Origin of the sequence: Micromonospora sp. NPDC005203 (genome assembly GCF_042872705.1) — a bacterium.
In the GTDB taxonomy this organism is placed as follows: domain Bacteria; phylum Actinomycetota; class Actinomycetes; order Mycobacteriales; family Micromonosporaceae; genus Micromonospora.
On sequence record NZ_JBIAKV010000010.1, the window covers coordinates 221,480 to 239,148 of the forward strand.

Annotated in this window: 13 protein-coding genes and 1 pseudogene; 5 read left to right on the plus strand and 9 right to left on the minus strand. The window is 69.4% G+C overall.

Features of this window, described 5'->3' with window-relative positions:
• Positions 1-4 precede the first annotated feature (4 nt).
• The 4 genes from ACFYPM_RS22700 to ACFYPM_RS22715 form a co-directional block, all read right to left on the minus strand.
• On the minus strand, positions 5-1,261 hold the full coding sequence (locus tag ACFYPM_RS22700; protein WP_387200203.1) for an RNA polymerase sigma factor: 1,257 nt from the start codon (positions 1,259-1,261) through the stop codon (positions 5-7).
• A complete protein-coding gene (locus ACFYPM_RS22705) occupies positions 1,258-1,614 on the minus strand; it encodes a YciI family protein (protein WP_387200205.1) in 357 nt (118 codons plus the stop codon). The genes ACFYPM_RS22700 and ACFYPM_RS22705 overlap by 4 nt, the downstream gene beginning before the upstream one ends.
• A gap of 136 nt (positions 1,615-1,750) precedes the next feature.
• Complete coding sequence (locus ACFYPM_RS22710; protein WP_387200208.1) at positions 1,751-2,461, minus strand: DNA alkylation repair protein; 711 nt, start codon at positions 2,459-2,461, stop codon at positions 1,751-1,753.
• Between the two features lie 135 nt (positions 2,462-2,596).
• Positions 2,597-4,072 carry an arabinofuranosidase catalytic domain-containing protein gene (locus ACFYPM_RS22715; RefSeq protein WP_387200210.1) on the minus strand — a complete coding sequence of 492 codons (1,476 nt, stop codon included), beginning with the start codon at positions 4,070-4,072 and terminating at the stop codon, positions 2,597-2,599.
• A gap of 231 nt (positions 4,073-4,303) precedes the next feature.
• Between ACFYPM_RS22715 and ACFYPM_RS22720 the strand changes: the two genes are divergently transcribed.
• Entirely contained in the window at positions 4,304-5,323 is a 1,020-nt protein-coding gene (locus ACFYPM_RS22720) for a LacI family DNA-binding transcriptional regulator (protein WP_387200213.1), read from the plus strand.
• On the opposite strand, the gene ACFYPM_RS22725 is transcribed toward ACFYPM_RS22720, so the two are convergent.
• From ACFYPM_RS22725 to ACFYPM_RS22740, 4 genes are read right to left on the minus strand one after another with little or no spacing between them, the layout of a single operon-like run.
• Positions 5,310-7,022 carry an amylo-alpha-1,6-glucosidase gene (locus tag ACFYPM_RS22725; RefSeq protein WP_387200216.1) on the minus strand — a complete coding sequence of 571 codons (1,713 nt, stop codon included), beginning with the start codon at positions 7,020-7,022 and terminating at the stop codon, positions 5,310-5,312. The two genes, ACFYPM_RS22720 and ACFYPM_RS22725, sit on opposite strands and share 14 nt — an antisense overlap.
• 32 nt (positions 7,023-7,054) lie before the next feature.
• On the minus strand, positions 7,055-7,879 hold the full coding sequence (locus tag ACFYPM_RS22730) for a carbohydrate ABC transporter permease (protein ID WP_357254383.1): 825 nt from the start codon (positions 7,877-7,879) through the stop codon (positions 7,055-7,057).
• Entirely contained in the window at positions 7,876-8,847 is a 972-nt protein-coding gene (locus tag ACFYPM_RS22735; RefSeq protein WP_387200219.1) for a carbohydrate ABC transporter permease, read from the minus strand. The genes ACFYPM_RS22730 and ACFYPM_RS22735 overlap by 4 nt, the downstream gene beginning before the upstream one ends.
• 18 nt (positions 8,848-8,865) lie before the next feature.
• The gene (locus ACFYPM_RS22740) at positions 8,866-10,101 is read right to left on the minus strand and encodes an extracellular solute-binding protein (RefSeq protein WP_387200222.1); all 1,236 of its coding nucleotides are present in this window, start codon (positions 10,099-10,101) and stop codon (positions 8,866-8,868) included.
• A gap of 299 nt (positions 10,102-10,400) precedes the next feature.
• On the opposite strand from ACFYPM_RS22740, the gene ACFYPM_RS22745 reads away from it, so the two are divergent.
• Positions 10,401-12,236, plus strand: a complete 1,836-nt coding sequence (locus tag ACFYPM_RS22745) for an RICIN domain-containing protein (RefSeq protein ID WP_387200224.1) — start codon at positions 10,401-10,403, stop codon at positions 12,234-12,236.
• Positions 12,237-12,417: 181 nt separating this feature from the next.
• A complete protein-coding gene (locus ACFYPM_RS22750) occupies positions 12,418-14,037 on the plus strand; it encodes an arabinofuranosidase catalytic domain-containing protein (RefSeq protein WP_387200227.1) in 1,620 nt (539 codons plus the stop codon).
• Positions 14,038-14,175: 138 nt separating this feature from the next.
• Here ACFYPM_RS22750 and ACFYPM_RS22755 read toward each other — a convergent pair whose 3' ends face one another.
• Positions 14,176-15,501, minus strand: a complete 1,326-nt coding sequence (locus ACFYPM_RS22755) for a PHB depolymerase family esterase (RefSeq protein ID WP_387200230.1) — start codon at positions 15,499-15,501, stop codon at positions 14,176-14,178.
• 261 nt (positions 15,502-15,762) lie between these two features.
• Between ACFYPM_RS22755 and ACFYPM_RS22760 the strand changes: the two genes are divergently transcribed.
• On the plus strand, positions 15,763-16,734 hold the full coding sequence (locus tag ACFYPM_RS22760; RefSeq protein ID WP_387200233.1) for a PaaX family transcriptional regulator C-terminal domain-containing protein: 972 nt from the start codon (positions 15,763-15,765) through the stop codon (positions 16,732-16,734).
• Positions 16,735-17,459: 725 nt separating this feature from the next.
• A pseudogene (locus tag ACFYPM_RS22765) lies at positions 17,460-17,669 on the plus strand (1,4-beta-xylanase); the annotation flags it as partial.

The following is a 17,669-nucleotide window of genomic DNA, read 5'->3' on the forward strand; positions in this document are numbered from 1 at the left end:
CCGGCTACGGCGCCGGAGGTGCTGACCCGGGCAGATGCCGCCTGACGTCCGTCAGCCGTTCGGTGAGGAAGGCGCGCTCCACGTCGTTGTCGGTCAGGGTCAGCGCCTCCTCGTAGGCCGTCACGGCTTGGGGCCACCGCCGCAGCTGACGCAGGAAGTCGGCGCGCGAGGCGCTCAGATATCCGTAGGTGGACAGGGCCGGATCGGCGAGCATCGGCGTGAGCGCGTCGAGTCCGGCCTCGGGGCCGTCGCGCAGCCCGATCGCGACGGCGCGATTGAGGCCGACGACGGGCGAGGGCCACAGCCGGAGCAGGGTGTCGTAGAGCCCGACAATCTGGTTCCAGTCGGTGTCCGGCCAGGTTGGCGCGTCGGCGTGCACGGCGGCTATCGCGGCCTCCAGGGCGTACCGGGTCGGTGGCCGTCGGCGCAGCGCGTCGGTCAACAACGACCTTGCCTCGTCGATGAGCTGCCAGTCCCAGCGTGTGCGGTCCTGCTCGGACAGCAGCACCAGCCGACCGTCGGCGGACACGCGGGTGTCCTGGCGTGCCGCGGTGAGCAGCAGCAGTGCCAGCAGGGCGCTGATCTCGGCGTCGGTCGGCATGAGCAGGTGCAGCATGCGAGCCAGACCGATCGCGCAGTCCACCAGGTCCTGGCGCACCAGGTGTGCGCCCACCGGTGCGGTGTGGCCGGTGGTGAAGATGAGATGGACGACCTCGAGGACGGCGCCGACCCGCTCGCCGAGTTGGTCCGGGCCCGGCACCCGGTACGGGATGCGAGCGGCGGCGATCTTCCTCTTCGCCCGGGTGATCCGGGCGGCCATGGTGGTCGGCGGCACCAGGAACGCGCGGGCCACCTCGGGGGTGGACAGCCCGCACACCAGGCGCAGGGTCAGCGCGACCTGCGCCTGCCTGGACAGCGCGGGGTGGACGCAGGTGAAGATGAGGCGCAGTCGGTCGTCGACCAGACCATCCTCGGGGCCCGGCGTCGTCTCGTCCGCGACGAGCAGTGGCATCTTGCGACGGAACACCGACTCGCGGCGCAGGACGTCCCGGGCACGGTTGCGAGCGATGGTGGTGAGCCACGCGCCCGGCCGGTCGGGAATGCCCCTCTCGGCCCAGGTCTCCAGAGCCTGGGCGAACGCGTCCTGGGTGCACTCCTCGGCGAGATCGAGGTCGCGGGTCAGTTGGGCCGTGGTGCTGAACACCTGGGCCCAGTCGCGGCGGTGCGCCTGCGCGACCGCCGCGACGACCGTGTCGTTCATCCGTGGTCGACCACCGGACGGATCTCCACACCGCTGTGTGCCGCGTGCACCTCGGGTAGCAGCGCCGTCAGCGACAGCACCTCGTCCAGGTCGGCCGCCTCCAGCAGGTAGTAGCCTCCGAGGGCCTCCTTGGTCTCCAGGAACGGACCGTCGGTCGGGTCGAGTTGGCCGATTGCGTCCGCGCGCAGCGAGGTGGCGGTGGCCGCCGGTTCCAGTTGGTGCCCGCCGAGGACCCGCGCGCCGGCCTCGGCAACGAACGCTAGGTGGGCGGCGTCGTGCGCCTTCCACTGCTCGTCGGTCATCGCGTCCCACTGCTGCGCGTCACCGTAGATCAGGATCATGTACTTGGCCATGTCTCGTGTCCCATCGTGTGCTGGCCCCGTCGGTGGTGGCCCCTACTCTGACGACGAGCCAGCGGGGCTCCGGATCGACAGCCGGGACGACATTCTCGGTCCGAGGCACCGCCGACGCGGCGTTGCGCTGGCTTTGCTAGGCCGCACCGGTCAGGTACATCCGACGTCGCGGCGGCTCGAACTTCTCGATCGCGTACCGCAGCATGACCCGTGGCATGCCCCGGTAGCGCCCGGTGAGGAACTGTTCCTCCGCCGCCCGGTCACGGTTGCCCACCTCGCGCAGCATCCAGCCCACCGCCTTCTGCACGAGGTCGTGCGGGTCGTGCAGGAGCTGATCACCGAGCCGGAAGGTCCACTGGAAGTCGCCGGCCTTGATGAAGGCGAACGTTGCCATGATCGCGATCCGGCGGTCCCACACCAGGCCCGACGCGGCCAGCCGGTCCAGGACGCTTCGGTCCCTGTCGAGCAGCCAGGGTCCGACGATGTACGGCGCGGACGAGTCCACCAGGTCCCAGTTGTTGATGCGGTCGGTGTTGGTCAGGACGAGGTCGAAGATCCGGCCCCGCTCCTGGTCGTCGCCCTTGGCGAACTTGCGCACCAGGATGAACAGCGACGTCAGCCTCTCCTCGTGCACGCCGCTGGCCAGCAGGTCCGCCGTCTCGGACAGGGGAAGGTCGCGCCAGTAGCGGGAGGCCAAGCTGCGCTGTTGCGGCACGAAGACGCCGATCGTGCGGTCACCCTCGCCGTACCCGCCCGGGGTCATCTGGAGGAACCGGCGCGACGCCTCCGCTCGGTGCGGGTCGGCGAGGCTGGCGAGTTCGGAGCGGATGTCGGCGGTGGTGGCCATGACTGCCCAACGTACCGGGGCAGCAGGTCGGGCCGGGGACCTTCGACCGCGATGCGGCTGGCCGTCGGCTGCCGGGCGGTGCCGCCCCCGCGGACTGCGCGGGGACGGCCCGACCGATCGGGTGGTGGCGCGGGTTCAGCTACGGGTGGACCACTGCTGGTTCTGTTGTCCGTTGCAGGCCCAGAGGAGGATCTTGGTGCCGTTCGCGGTGCCGGCGGCATTGGCGTCGAGGCAGAGCCCGGACTGGACGCCGGTGATGGTGCCGTTGGAGTTGATGTTCCACTGTTGGTTGGTGCCGCCGTTGCAGTCCCAGATGATCACCTGGGTGCCGTTGGTGGTGCCCCGGCCGCTGGCGTCGAGGCACTTGTTGCCGTACACCTGCAGTTGTTTGCCGGCGGTGGGGGTCCAGCGTTGCGCGGTGTTGCCGACGCAGTCCCAGAGTTGCACCTGGGTGCCGTTGGTGGTGCTGCCGTTCGGCACGTCGACGCAGCGGCCGGACTGGCCGCCGACGACCTGGACGCCCTGTTGCGGGTTACCGCCACCGGCCGGTGCGTACCCGGCGGCGGCGATGTTGGCCTGCACGGCGTCCTCGGTCGCGGCCGTCGGGTAGCCGTAGGTCAACACACCCTCGAAGAAGGTGCCCCGACCGGTGATGCTGTTGTCGCCGCCGATGCCGAGCAGGATGGCCCCCTCCTTCTTCATCGGGTGGTAGCCGTTGGGGCGACGCCCGTCGAAGTAGGTGGTCAGGCCGCCCGACTGCGCGCTGCCGCCCCGGATCGCCCAGTGGTTCGGCTCGCCCTTGACCATCGCCGTCACGAACCGGTGGTTGATGGGCGCGATGTTGTTGTACCCCGCGTTCACCCCGGAGAACAGCCCCCACTCCAGGTCGGCCATGATCCATGGTCCGGCGCCGGCGCCGTGGCCCCACTGCTTGTTGGCCCCGAAGTAGACGGTCTCCATGATGGCGCGCTCGTCGGCCAGGTTGTTCGTCTGCGCGTTGCCGTAGTCGAAGCAGCACCACTGGTTGTAGTGCGTGCCGTCCACGACGGCGTAGATGCCCTCGGGCTGGTCGCCGGTGGCGACGCCGTTGGTGTTGTTGTTGCGGTAGCCGGTGCCGGGGGCGATGTAGACCCCGTACGCCTTCTGACCGCCGACGGTGATCGGTGCCGCCTTCGCGTCGGCGAGGTTGTCCCATCCGCCGGGAGCGGGGCCGACGAAGTAGCCGGGGGGCGCCTGGGTGAGGCGGTTGTTGCGGCCGGACTGGTCGTAGAGGATGGTGATGACGCAGTTGGTGTTGGCGCAGAACGAGTCCTGCGTGGCGGCGTTGACGTAGCCACCCTCGCTCAGCACACCGATGTCGCGGGTGGTGTTGTCCGAGGAGCGCCGGACCTGGTAGAGCGGGCCGTTGTACGCGCCGTACAGCGCACGGGTGGTGCTGTGCGCGGCCACGCACGGGGTGCCACCCGAGGCGTAGATGTCGCACGGTCCGGTGCCGGCGGCGCGGGCGACTCCCGGCGCGTCCGAGACCACGTAGATGCTGGCACCGAAGGCGAGAACCAGCACGGTCCCCGCGGCGGCCATCAGGCGACGCAAGCGTCTCTTCACATTCATCGGATCCTCTCGGCGGTGTGGTGGGTGCGGGGATAAGCGACATCACACGTCACACCTTTTTACATTAATGCGCGTCCATGTATTGCGCTACCTGGCGCAGCCGTAATCGTCGGTCGTGCCCGTGTTGGCTGCGGACTTCCTGACTCGGGCCCGCGATCCAGGACGGATATGCTCAGCAGCGAACAACGGTGCGTCCCCGTGTCGGGGCAATAATCGATTCGAGGGCGCGGCATGAACATCGGGGAGATCGCCCGTCGGGCGGGGGTGTCCCGCAGCACCGTGTCCTACGTGCTGAGCGGTAAGCGGACCGTGTCGGAGACGACCCGGCAGCGGATCCAGGCGGTCATCGACGAGCTGGACTACCGACCCAACGCAAGTGCCCGCGCACTCAAGGAGGGGCGCACCCGCACCCTCGGCCTGGTGATTCCCCCGGCGAGTCAGCGGTTGACCGACATGCAGTTGGGTTTCGTCGCCAGCGTCGTGGAGGCGGCCGCTCGCCACGACCTCGATGTGCTGCTGTCCCCGTCCGGTGGTGACCACGACCGGTCCTTCGAGCGGATCGTCACCGGGCGTCGGGTGGACGGCGTGGTCCTGATGGAGATCCGCCTCGCCGACGAGCGGGTGACCCGCCTGACCAGGGCCGGTCTGCCGTTCGTCACGATCGGGCGGATAGCCGAGCCGCAGGACATGAGTTGGATCGACATCGACTACTCCGGGCTGATCGCCCGCTGCGTGCACCACCTGGCCGACCTGGGACACCGGCACGTGGCGCTGGTGAACCGCTCCGCCGAGTTGGTGGCCGCGGGTTACGGCCCCAGCCATCGGGCGCTGGCCGGCTTCCGGGCGGCGGCGGTGGAGCGGGGCCTGACCGGTGTGGAGGTCTGCTGCGGCGACGACACCGCCTCCGGCGAGGCGTGCGTGGAACAGCTGCTCGTGACTCATCCCGACGTCACGGCCATCGCCACCATCAACGAGGCCGCGCTGCCCGGAATGCAACGGGCGCTGACCGGCGCCGGCCTGTCCGTGCCCCGCGACTTCTCCGTCACCGGTGTCGCCGCCCAGCACTGGGCGGAGGACTTCCGTCCGCCGTTGACCGCCGCGGACGTGCCGATGGTCGAGATGGGTGCCGAGGCCGTGTCGCTGCTGTTGGAGAGCATCGCCGCCCCCGGCGCCGTGCCACGTCACCGGCTCTACAGCCCGCCCATCTCGTTGCGCTCCAGCACCGGTCCGGTGCGGGCTACCCCTTCGTGACCCGCCGTTCCTCCTGACCGGCGGCCAGAATGAGATAGCTGCTGGCGGTCCAGGTGTACGCCCGGTCCCGGAGCCCGGCCCCGGTCTCGGCGTCGAAGTTCTCCGCGAATCCGGACTTCTCACACAGCGCCAGGAACCGTCGACCGATCTCGTCGGCGATCCTGGTCTGCCCGGCCCGCCGCAGGCCGTCCTCGACCAGGACGGTGGAGGGTGCCCAGATCGGGCCACGCCAGTAGCCGTCGGCGAGATAGTGCGCCGAGTCGACCGGCTCGGTGGCCAGCCCGTGGGTGGTCAGGTGGGTTTCGACGCCCCGGGCCAGCGCGGCGGCGACCGGAGCGGGCAGGTCGGCGCCGAGCGAGACGGGCATCAGGTCGAGCAGGCTCCGGCTCGCCCGCCGATGGCCGGTGTGCGGGTTGCGGGCGGTGAAGCGTTCCCCGTCCCACAGGTCCCGCAGCATGGCGCCGTGGATCCGGTCGGCCTCCCGGGACCACTGTTCGGCGGGCTCACCCAGCTCGGTGGCGAGGTCGGCGAGGCAGCGGAGCTGGGACACCAGGAACGCGGCGAGGTCGGCCGTCTGGAGGACCCGGTTGCCGTCGAAGGTGGTCGCGTTGTCCCAACCGCTGTCGTTGCCGTGCTGGTAGTGCGGCAGTTCCTGCCCGGGGGCCCGGCGGGCGTCGAGCCAGAACCGGGTCCAGCGGGCCAACCGGTCGTACGTCTGCGTCAACGCCGCCCGGTCCGGTGGCTGGGGAAGGCGTCGACGCAGGTGCCGCAGGGCCCAGCCGTGGATGGGAGGCTTGACGTAGTTGTGCAGGACCTCGGAGTGCGTGACCGAGTCGGGTAGGGCGCCGGCCTCGTCCTGGTGATCGAAGGGCAGCTGGAACTGGTGCCAGGCCAGCTCGGGCTCGCCGGCGGCCAGGGCGATCGCGTTGAAGCAGTGGTCCCAGCTCCACACCTTGTCCATCCAGTGCTTGGACATCAGGACCGCGGGCCGGGTGACGAAGCCCGCCGGGGCGACGGTGGCCGACCACAGGACGTAGGCGGCCAGCTCGGCGGCCGGGGTTTCCGCACCCCGCCACGGGGCGACCGCGTCGACGAACGCGCTGAACTCGGCGGCCCGGTCGCGGCACAGCTGGTCGAAGGGGACGGAACCGGCGTACGGGCGGCGGGCGGTGGCGTACTCCTCGATCGCGATCTCCCAGGGCTGGTCACCGGGGAGGTCGACGTACCGGTCCGCGGTGCCGAGCGCCTCGACGCCGTCGGTGCGCCGGAGAGCACCGGAGAGCACGGTGATCCGGTAGCGGCGACCGGTCTCGTACGAGGTGAACACGTGGGAGCCGTCGACCGGGTCGTGGTAGAGGTAGGTGCCGCTGAACGGGGTGAGGGTGGGCGCGGCCGCGCCCACCCGCAGGCCGAGCCGTCGGCCCCGGATCCGCAGGGTGTCCGGGCCGTCGTAGACAGCCTCGATCCGGTCGGCGCCGTTTCGCCACGTCAGCAGCGCGGGTGTGGCGACGATCGTGGCGTCGGTCGCCGCGGGGGAGAGCCGCAGTACGGGGTGCAGCCCGGTCTGGTGGGAGACCAGGTGCAGATCGTCGGCGTACGTCTTCTCGGCGACCACCGGGGAGATGTTGAACCAGGCTCCTCGGTAGCTGAACGGGATGTCCTGGACTCCGAACTCCGGACCGGACGGGGCGACGGTCATGGGTGGCGGGTGCCTTTCTGTGGTGCGGGTGGTCAGTCCTTGACGGCGCCGGCGGTCACGCCCATCGAGACGTAGCGCTGGGCCAGGATCAGCAGCACCGCGGCGGGGATGGAGGCGACGACGGCGGTGGCCATGATGGCGTTCCACTGCTGGTTGTTGTTGCCGATGTAGTGGTAGATGCCGAGGGTGATCGGCTGGTGGTCGCCGCCGCCGGCGAGTGTCGAGGCGAAGATGAAGTCCGACCACGACCAGAGGAACGCGAACAGGGACACCGTGACGATCGAGTTGCGGCTGACCGGGAGCACGATCGACCAGAAGGTCCGGAGCCGGCCGGCGCCGTCGACCACGGCGGCCTGGAGCAGCTCGTCGGGTATGCCGGACATGAAGGCCGTGAAGATCAGCACAGCGAACGGCACCGCCAGCGTCGAGTCGGCCAGGATCAGGCCGGGCAGCGTGTTCAGGACGCCGAGACTGAGGTAGATGGCGTAGAAGCCCATCGCCATGATGATGCCCGGGATCATCTGCGCGATCAGCAGGACGAAACTCAGTGCCGTGCCGCCGGGTGGCCGCAGTTTCGCCAGCGCGTACCCGGCGGGGGCGGCCAGCGCCACGGTCAGCGCCACCGTGCCGAGACCGACCAGGAAGCTGGTGCCGAGGTACGGCAACTGCTGGTCGAGCACGGCCCGGTAGCCGTCCAGCGTGCCGTTGGTCGGGAACAGGTGCGGGGGATCGGCCCGCATGTCCTGGTCCCGGGTGAACGACACATTGATCATCCAGTAGACGGGGAAGAGCATCAGTCCGGTCAGCACCAGACCGACGACGGTCTTCCACCAGACCCGAGGTGTGGAGGTGGTCATGGCAGGTTCTGCCTCCGCTGGATCCGGATGTAGACGAGCCCCGCGATCAGGGCCATCACGATGAGCAGGTTGCCCACGGCGGCACCCGGACCGAACTCGGGCAGCAGGTTGCCGAAGCCGAGTCGGTAGGACCAGGTCGCGAGCGTGGCGGAGGAGTTGGTCGGGCCACCCTTCGTCATGATCCAGATGATGTCGAAGACCTTCAGCGTGTAGATCAGCCCCAGCAGCAGCGTGATCGCGGAGACGGGGCGCAGCAGCGGAAAGGTGATTCCCCAGAACCGTTGCCAACTCGACGCGCCGTCCAGCGCGGACGCCTCGTACATCTCGATCGGGATCGCCTGTAGCCCGCTGTACAACACCACCAGGTTGAACGGGATGCCGATCCAGATGTTCGCGATGATCACTGAGGCGAGCGACCAGCCCGGCGAGGTGAGCCAGTTGACCTGGTCGATGCCGACGACGCCGAGCGCCGCGTTGACCAGCCCGGAATCGCTGTTGAGAAGCCACGACCAGGTTGAGGCCGAGACGATGAGGGGCAGCAGCCACGGTACGAGGATCAGCGCCCGCAACGTGCGCGACAGGGGGAAGTGCTGGTGGAAGAAGAGCGCCAGGGCCATGCCGATCGTGAACTGGAAGACCAGTGAGGCACCAGTGAAGACCAGGGTGTGCGTCAGCGTGGACCCGAAGGCCGGATCGGTCAGGACCGTCCGGTAGTTGTCGAGGCCGGCGAAGGGCGCGCCACCCTGCACGAACGAGCGGACGGTGTACTCGCGCAGGCTCAACTCGAGATTGCGGTAGAGGGGGTAGGCGTAGAAGGCCACCAGGTAGAGGGTCGCCGGGGCGAGGAAGCCCCACGCCAGCCAACGGTTGGGCCGGCGGGCGCGGGACGGCGGAGGACCGGGTGGGGCGGACTTCGCCGCCTCACCCGGATCCGGTACGGCAGTGGAGCTTTGTGTCGAGGGGAGCATGGTGTCGGTTCGGCGCGGTTACCTGGTCGCGGCCTGAGCGGCGGTCAGGGCGTCCTTCGGTGTCTTCCCACCGCTGAGCGCCGACTGCACCGCGGTCCACAGGGATTCCGAGATCTTCGGGTACTTCGTGCCGAGGTTGTCACCGGTGCGGCCCTTGGCTGCCCGGACCGCCTCCACCCAGACCTTGAGCTTGGGGTCGGCGGCCTGCCGATCCTGCACGGCGGCGACGGGTGCCACGTAGGACAGCGTGGTGTCGGTGGTGAGCAGGTTGTCGGCGTTGGTGAGGCAGGCGACGATCTTCTGCGACGTCTCGTACCTGTCGGTCTTCTTCTGCACCGGGATGGAGACGAACTCACCGCCGGTGGGCGCCGGGGCCGGACCGCCCGCGCTGGCCGGGATGGCGATGGTGCCGTAGGAGAAGCCGAGCTTCTCCGCGTTGGCCAACTGCCAGGTGCCGTTCTCGGCGAACGCGAAGTCGCCGGTGGCGAACTCCTGCCAGCTCGTGGTCTGGGTGTTGTTGATGACCGAGTTCGGCGCCAGGCCCTGCTTGAGCCAGTCGGTCCAGAGCGTCAACGCGGACACGGCCTGCGGCGAGTCCAGGCTGGTCAGCTGGGCTCCCGAGCCCCAGAACCAGGGCAGGAACTGGAAGCTGCCCTCCTCGGTGCCGATCGCGGAGAAGGTGATGCCCTTCTTCCCCTTGGCCTTGACCGCGGTCAGTGCCGCGGTCAGCGACGCCCAGTCCTTGATCGAGGCCGGATCGACGCCGGCGGCGGCCAGCAGGTCCTTGTTGTAGTAGAGGGCGAGGGTGTTCGCGCCGATCGGCACCCCGTACGTCTTGCCGGCGCTCTGGCCGGCGCCGAGCAGGTTCGGCGCCATGGCCGAGACGTCGAGCTTGTTGTCGTCGGTGGTGGTGAGCGCGCCGGCCTCGGCCAGTGTCGAGATGACCGGGTTGTCCACGATCAGCACGTCCGGTGAGTTGCCCTGCTGGGCGGCGAGCAGGGCCTTGTTGGTCAGGTCGGTGGTGTCGTAGCCGGTCCGCTCGACGCTCGCCGCCCCCGCCGAGGTGCCGCACTTCTTGAGCAGTGCGACCCACTCGGAGTCGGCGGCGAACTGCGGATACGGGTCCCAGACGAGGTAGGCGCCGCCGTCGCCGGGTCCGTCGCCGGACGACGATGAGCAGGCGCTGCCGGTCACCGCGGCGAGCGCTATCACGGCGACGGCGGCCAGGCGCCGTCGACGACTGAGTCCTGTCATGTGTTGCCTCACTTCAGTCGATCGTCAGGTGGGTGTGCGGGTTGACCGTCGCGGGGTCGGACACCGTCCGACCATGAGGCGAACCGATTCGACAAATCGGTTCGCACGAAGATAGGTCCGTCGTTGCCGGCTGGTCAAGAGATGATCGGGCGTTCTGAAGGTTGCGCTGTGAAACGCCACCTTCACCGCGCCGTCACTTCATTGACATCGTTCAGTTCCGGGTCCTACGATCCCAGCGAATCGATTCGCAAGCGCAGCCCTCCGGAGAGCGTCCCCCGCGCCCCACCAAGGAGCCGCCCGTGAAAACCCCGTCCCCCGGCAGGTCAGGACGAGCGCACGCGCTCGTCGCCCGACTCGTGGTCGGCCTGCTCGCCGCCACCGCCGCCGTAACCGTCGCCGCGTCCCCGGCCCAGGCCGCCGACGAGTCGATAAGCGTCAACTTCGCCACGGACAACGGCACGCCGACCTACCGCGCGTCCGGCTGGATCTACGGCATGACCGAGAACGCCAGCGGTCCGGCCGACCACTTCTACCGAGACGTCAAGTTCCAGTCCATGCGCGCCGGTGGCGCGCAGCTGCCGGGCAGCGGCTGGGTCGGCGGCACCTACGACCGCCGGTGGAACTCCACCCTCGCCCAGGCACGTCGGACCACCGCCCTCGGCGGGAAGTTCATCATCCTGCCGCACGACCTGTGGGGTGCCGACGGTGCCGGAATCTCGCGCTTCCCCGGCGACAACGGCAACTGGACCGACTACGACAACTTCCTGACCCGGCTGATCACCGACGTCCGGGCGTCCGGGCTGAACGTGCAGTGGGACATCTGGAACGAACCCAACATCACCATCTTCTGGAACCGCCCGATCTCCCAGTACCTCGAACTGTGGCGCCGCACCTACCAGCGCCTGCGGGTGGAGTTCCCCAACCAGCTCATCGTCGGGCCGAGCTGTGCCTGCGTCCCGTCGACCAACCACGCCTTCTGGAACCAGTACCTGGACTTCGTCCGCTCGACCAACACGGTGCCGGACATCATCAGCTGGCACTCGCTGCCGGGCGACCCGGTCGCCAACGTCGCCGCCGCCAACGCCACCCTCGACCCCCGTGGCATCCCCCACCCACGGCCCTACCAGATCAACGAGTACGGCGCGCCCGACGAGCAGAACCCGGCCGACGGCGCCTGGTACATCGCGCGGCTGGAACGCGCCCGGGCCGACGGCCTGCGCGCGAACTGGGCCAGCGGAGGCAGCCTGCACAACGACCTCGGCAACCTGTTGATCCGCAACTCGGCCGGGCAGCACCAGCCCAAGGGCGAGTGGTGGAACTACCGCTACTACGCCTCCCAGACCGGGCAGATCGCGGCGGTCACCCCCAGTCAGTCGTACGACGCGTTTGCCACGAAGGCGACCGGCACGGCGAAGGTCCTCATCGGTGGTGGCCGTACCACCGGGAACCTGACCGTCAACCTGCAACGCCTGGACACCACCAGTGGCATCGTGGCGAACAACCAGGTCCGGGTCCTCACCCAACGCATTCCGCACAACGGCGGCGGCGCCGCGCCGGGGCCGATCACGGTCTCGAACAGCGTGGTCAACGTGTCCAACAACAACGCCACCGTGTCCGTGCCGTACACCAACCAGACCGACACCTACACGATCACCCTGCTGCCCCCGTCGGACGGTGGCTTCCAGTCGGTGGCGGTGGCCCAGCACTCCCAGCAGTGCCTCAACAACGTCGGCCTGAGCACCGCCGACGGCAACGTCCAACAGCAGAACTACTGCGATGGCGGCGACCAGCAGCTCTGGAACTTCCGGCCGGTCGCGGGCGTGGCCAACACGTACACCGTGGTCAACCAGCAGAGCGGCAAGTGCCTCGACGTCAGTGGCGTGTCCACCGCCGACGGCGCTGCCGTACACCAGTGGACCTGCCTGAACAGCTCCAACCAGCAGTTCACTCTTCGCAAGGTGACCTACTCGGGCAACGACTCGCACGACTACCAACTCGTCGCCCGACACAGCGGCAAGTGTGTCGATGTCAGTGGCGTCTCCACGGCGGCCGGCGCACTCGTCCACCAGTGGACCTGCAAGGCGGTCAACCAGGGCGGCACCCTGAACCAGACATGGCGGATCCTGGGGCGGTAGTCGCCCCGGGGGAGGTGACGCGCTGGCTGTCCCGCCCGGCAGCCAGCGCGTCACCCGGCACCACATTCATTGACATGGATGAAACAAAGGTCATACGATTCCCTGCGATTCGCCATGCCACCACCCGCCCGTGGCGCGTCGACGATCCCCCCGCACTTCCCCGACTCCGAGGAGCCACCTCGTGCGAACCCCGTCCCGCAACGGGCCAGACACGGCCCGCGACCTCATTCCGAGACGTCAACGCGTCCGACGTCTGACCCTCCTGGCCGGTGTCCTGGCCGGGGTGCTCGTCGTCGTGGGCATCGGCGTCGGCACCACCCCCGCCGGCTCGCCCTTCGCCGCCGAGGCCGCCGTGGCGGCCACCATCCAGCCGGGGCAGAGCACCCGGATCGTCGGCACGCCGTCCGGTCGCTGCCTCGAGGTGCCCAACTCCAGCACCACCAACGGCACCCAGACGCAACTCTGGGACTGCAACGGCGCCGCCGGCCAGACCTGGACCTGGACGTCGAGCAAGCAGATCCAGGTGTACGGCAACAAGTGCCTGGACGCCTCCGGCCGTGGCACCACCAACGGCACCCAGGCGATCATCTGGGACTGCAACGGCCAGAACAACCAGCAGTGGAACGTCAACAGCAACGGCACTATCACCGGCGTGCAGTCCGGGCTCTGCCTTGACGCCAACGCCGCCGGCACCGCGAACGGCACCAAGGTCATCCTCTGGGCCTGCAACGGTGGCGCCAACCAACAGTGGGCCTCGCCGAACACGCCGCCGACCTCGGTGCCGCCGACCTCGGTGCCGCCGACTTCGGCGCCGCCGACCAGTCCGCCGCCGAGCGGCGCGCGTCCGTGCGACATCTACGCCTCCGGCGGCACTGCGTGCGTCGCGGCGCACAGCACGACGCGGGCGCTCTACGCGGCGTACACCGGCAACCTCTACCAGGTCCGGCGCTCGTCGGACAACACGACCCGCAATGTCGGGCTGACCGGGACGGGTGGCACCGCCAACGCGGCGACCCAGGATTCCTTCTGCGCCGGCACCACCTGCGTGATCACCGTGGTCTTCGACCAGTCCGGGCGCGGCAACGACCTCTGGTACCAGGGGTCGAGCGTGGTTCCGGGCAGCCCGCAGAGCAGGCCGGCGGTCGCGACGACCGAGTCGCTGACCGTGGGCGGCGCCAAGGCGTACTCGCTCTACATCAACCCCGGCAACAGCTACTGGCGCGACGGGCACCTCACCGGGGTGCCGACCGGTGCCGCGCCCGAGGGCATGTACATGGTGACGAGCGGCACCCACGTCAACAGCGGCTGCTGCTTCGACTACGGCAACAGCGAGACGACGCGCAAGGCCGACGCCGCCGGTGCGATGGACGCCATCAACTTCAGCAAGCAGTGCTGGTTCGGCGGCTGCTCGGGCAGCGGGCCCTGGGTGCAGGCAGACCTCGAGTGGGGCCTCTTCCCCGGCGGCAGCCAGAGTTGGAACCCGAACCAGCGCGCCTTCACCAGCAAGTTCGTGACGGCGACGCTGAAGAACAACGGCACGTCCCGCTTCGCCATCAAGGGCAGCGACGCCACGTCCGGCAGCCTCTACACGCTGTACGACGGCTCGCTCCCGCCGGGCTACAGCCCGATGAAGAAGCAGGGTGCGATCATCCTGGGCAGTGGCGGTGACTGCTGCAAGCCCGACGGCGGCGCGAACCTGAGCGCCGGCACCTTCTACGAGGGGGCCATGGTCGCCGGCTACCCGTCCGACGCGACCGAGGCCGCGGTGCAGGCCAGCATCGTGAGCGCCGGCTACCGCTAGCCCGACAACACGTGCGCCGGTCACCACGAGATGGTGACCGGCGCACGTACTCGTCGACGCCCGCCCGGCCGCCCTGGCGGGGCCGCCGACACTCCGGGGAGGCGCGGTGACGTGCCCATCCCCGGAGTGCGTCCGGTGTCAGGTCACCGAGCAGGACGCGCCGTTGAGGGTGAACGCGCTCGGCCTGGCGGTGTTACCCGTGTGCGTGGCCTGGAAGCCGACGGTCACCGATCCGCTCGCGGGTATGCCGCCGTTGTAGGCGACGTTCCGGGCCGTCACCTGTCCCGAGTTCGGTGAGTAGGAGGCGTTCCAGCCCGAGGTGATGCTCTGACCGCCGGGCAGGGTGAACACCAGGGACCAGCCGTTGACGGCGCTGGCGCCGGTGTTGGTGACGGTGATGTTCTCGGTCAGCCCGCTGTTCCAGGCGTTGACCGCGACGGTCACCCGACAGGCGCCGGAGTCCGGCGGCGGGGTGGTCGGGTTGGGCGGTGGCGTGGTCGGGTTGGGCGGTGGCGTGGTCGGGTTGGGCGGGCTGGTCAGGCCGAAAAACCCGATGGCGGACGCGGCCATGCCGCTGGCGGGCAGACTGTGCCCGGCGCCCTGGATGCTGTACGCCTCGACCTGAACCGTGCCGCTGCTGTCGGCGTACCTGCGCCGGTTCCAGTTTGGCTGCGCAGTGTCGGTCGAGGTGGGCGTCTGGCTCAGCCCGAACACGTTCGTCCACTGCTCGATCGACTCCTGCAGGAGCGAGTACGGCACGAGGGTGTCGTTGGTGCCGTGCCACAACTGGACGCGCGGGCGGGGTCCGGAGTACCCGGGGTACGCCTGGCGGACCGCGTCACCCCACTGCTGCGGCGTCCGGTTCATGTTTCCGCCGGTGCACTGGCTGCTGGTGGGTGGGAAGTCGGCCGCGTTGGCGAAGCAGTTGAACGGCACCCCCATGAACGCGGCGCCGGCCTTGAACACGTCGGGATAGAGGGCCAGCATGTGGTTGGTCATCATGGCGCCGGAGGAACTGCCGGTGGCGTAGACGCGGTCCGGATCGGCGGCGTACTGCTGTTGCACGTGCCGGACCATCGAGACGATGGACACCGGATCGCTGCCGCCGCCGCGCCGCTTGGCCGCGTCCGACCAGACGTCGAAGCAGTTGCCGAACCCGGCCTGCTGGGTCGCGGACGGGTAGATCACGATGAATCCGTAGCGGTCGGCCAGGCCGGCGAACTCGCTGCCGGAGTAGAAGCCGGGGCCGGACCCACCGCAGCCGTGCATCGCCACGATGGTCGCCGGCCGGGCCGGGCGGTTGTCCGGCACGTAGACGTGCATCCGCATCCGACCCGGGTTGTCACCGAAGCTGGTCACCTCGGTCAGCGACGCCGCGTACGCGGGTTGGATCGCGGGGACCGCCAGGCCGGTCGCCAGCAGCGACACGGCCAGGGTGAGCAGCAGTTTCCTTCTGAATCTCAAGGGACGACTCCTTCGATTGCCTGTGCAGGCTGTGGATGGCCGCACGATCTGCCTCGCGGGGATGCCCGGGGCCCGCGGTGATCGCGCGATGCCCGCTACCGGTGGCTCGCCCTGCCCGACTCCGGACCACATCGCGTGGCAATTAGTGTTCTCCTCGGACCAACAAGTGTCAATCGAAGCTCTTCTATCACCTGTCGGGCGCTCGTTCGACGGCATTCCGTCTACAGTCGTCACACCGTCCCTGAAGAGCACGGAGCGCCTGTGGCAAGCCCGTTCGACATCGACGAGATCTATCCCGACGACGGGGACCAGCCGCTCCGGCTGCCCCGGCGGCAGGTCGGCAACTCGCCGCAGGGCGTGGCGGTGACCCTGCTGGCGGATTACACCCTGCGGACTCGTGCCGCGATTCCGTCCGCAGCCATCGTCGCGCTACTCGCGGAGACCGGGGTGAGCGCAGCCGGCGCGCGTACCGCGATCAGCCGGCTGGCCCGTCGCGGCGTCCTGGAGGGCAGCCGACTGGGGCGGCGCAGCTCCTACCGACTCAGCCGCGCGGCCGCTGCCAACCTCTCCGCCGGCGGCCACTGGATCCTCGCCTCGACCAGCTCGACAGTACCCTGGGACGGGTGCTGGACGATCGTCGCGTTCTCGCTGCCACAGGACCGCAGCGCCCAGCGCCGGGCACTTCGTGCCCAACTGCGGTGGCTCGGATACGCGCCGTTGTACGACGGACTGTGGATCTCGCCGGATGAGCTGACCCCTGCCGCTCGTACCCAGCTCGACCAGCTCACCCTCGGTGCCGTCACGGTGTTCCGCGGACGGCAGACCGCGATCGAGTCCGCCATCCACCGCGCGCCGATCGAGGCCTGGGACATCACCGAGATCGGCCGGAGCTACCAGGCGTTCCTTGCGCACTGGACGGCGGTGTTGCCCCGGGTGGTGACCGGGGAGATCGACGGAGCGGCCGCGGTGCGGGCCCGGACCGAGGTGATGGACACCTTCCGGCGTTTCCCCGTCCTCGATCCGCAGTTGCCCCTGGAACTCCTGCCGAAGAACTGGCTCAGGAGGCCGGCGCGGGAGTTGTTCGAGGCCGTCTACGACGGCCTCGCGGCACCTGCCGAGCGGCACGTCCGGGCTGTCGTCTCACGATTCGCCGACCACGAGCCGCCCGGCATCGAGGCCCACACCGCCGCCGACATCCTGGCCGGAGTACGGCCCGAGGTGAGCCCGGCGTAACCGCCGCAGGGCGGATGCGCCTGGTGACGGCGGACCGTTCCGCCGTGGCCCGGCTGGCTGCCGCGTGGTCCGGTCCCGGCGGGTCGCAACCAGTCCGAGGGTGGCCGCCGCCCATCCCTCGGGTGGCCGCGGTCCGACCGGCCGCGGTCCTGTGAGCGATAACAGGGCCGGCGTGGTCGACGCGTGCACGAGGTGCGGCAGGCGTCGCCTGATCCTCACCAGGGCAGCGCGTCGGGACGACGGTGACGAGGCAGGCTTCGGCGGATCCTGAGCTCGGCAGCATCGATACAGGCTTATGTTACGTCTTGACGAACGGCATGTTATCGCTCACCCTCGATATCGAGGAAGGCAGCACCTGTGGCTCACCGGGCGAGCCGCTGTCGCACCTCACGATCACGGCGTTCCCCAGGGCATGCGGACGTCGATCACGCACCCTCGGCAGCGGCGTCAGCCGGCCGGACGACAGGTGCCGGCACGTGCCGGCGCGAGATGCCCGTCCCGGTTCCTCGCCTCAGGAGGATCATGACTTCGTTTTCGGCGCGGGCTCAACCGTCCCCGGTCAGGTCGGCCATCGACACGGTCGACACCGACAGCACCGCTACCAGACCGCGCCGAGCGCGTCGTGATCCACGCCAGATCTCCCGGTCCGTTTCTGGCAAGAGAGTGGCACGTCACCACCACCGTTGCGACCACCACCGTTGCGACCACCACGGAAAAGGAACGACATGAAACCCAAGAGAACTCTGCTGGCGGCGGCGTCCCTCGCCGTCGCACTCACCGCGGGCATGACGGCGGTGCTCGCCCCCACGGCCAGCGGCGCCGGCACGACCCTGAAGGCGGCGGCGGCCGAGAAGGGCCGCTACTTCGGCGCTGCCGTCGCGGGGCAGAAGCTTTCCGACAACGCGTACGTGACGATCCTGAACCGCGAGTTCAAC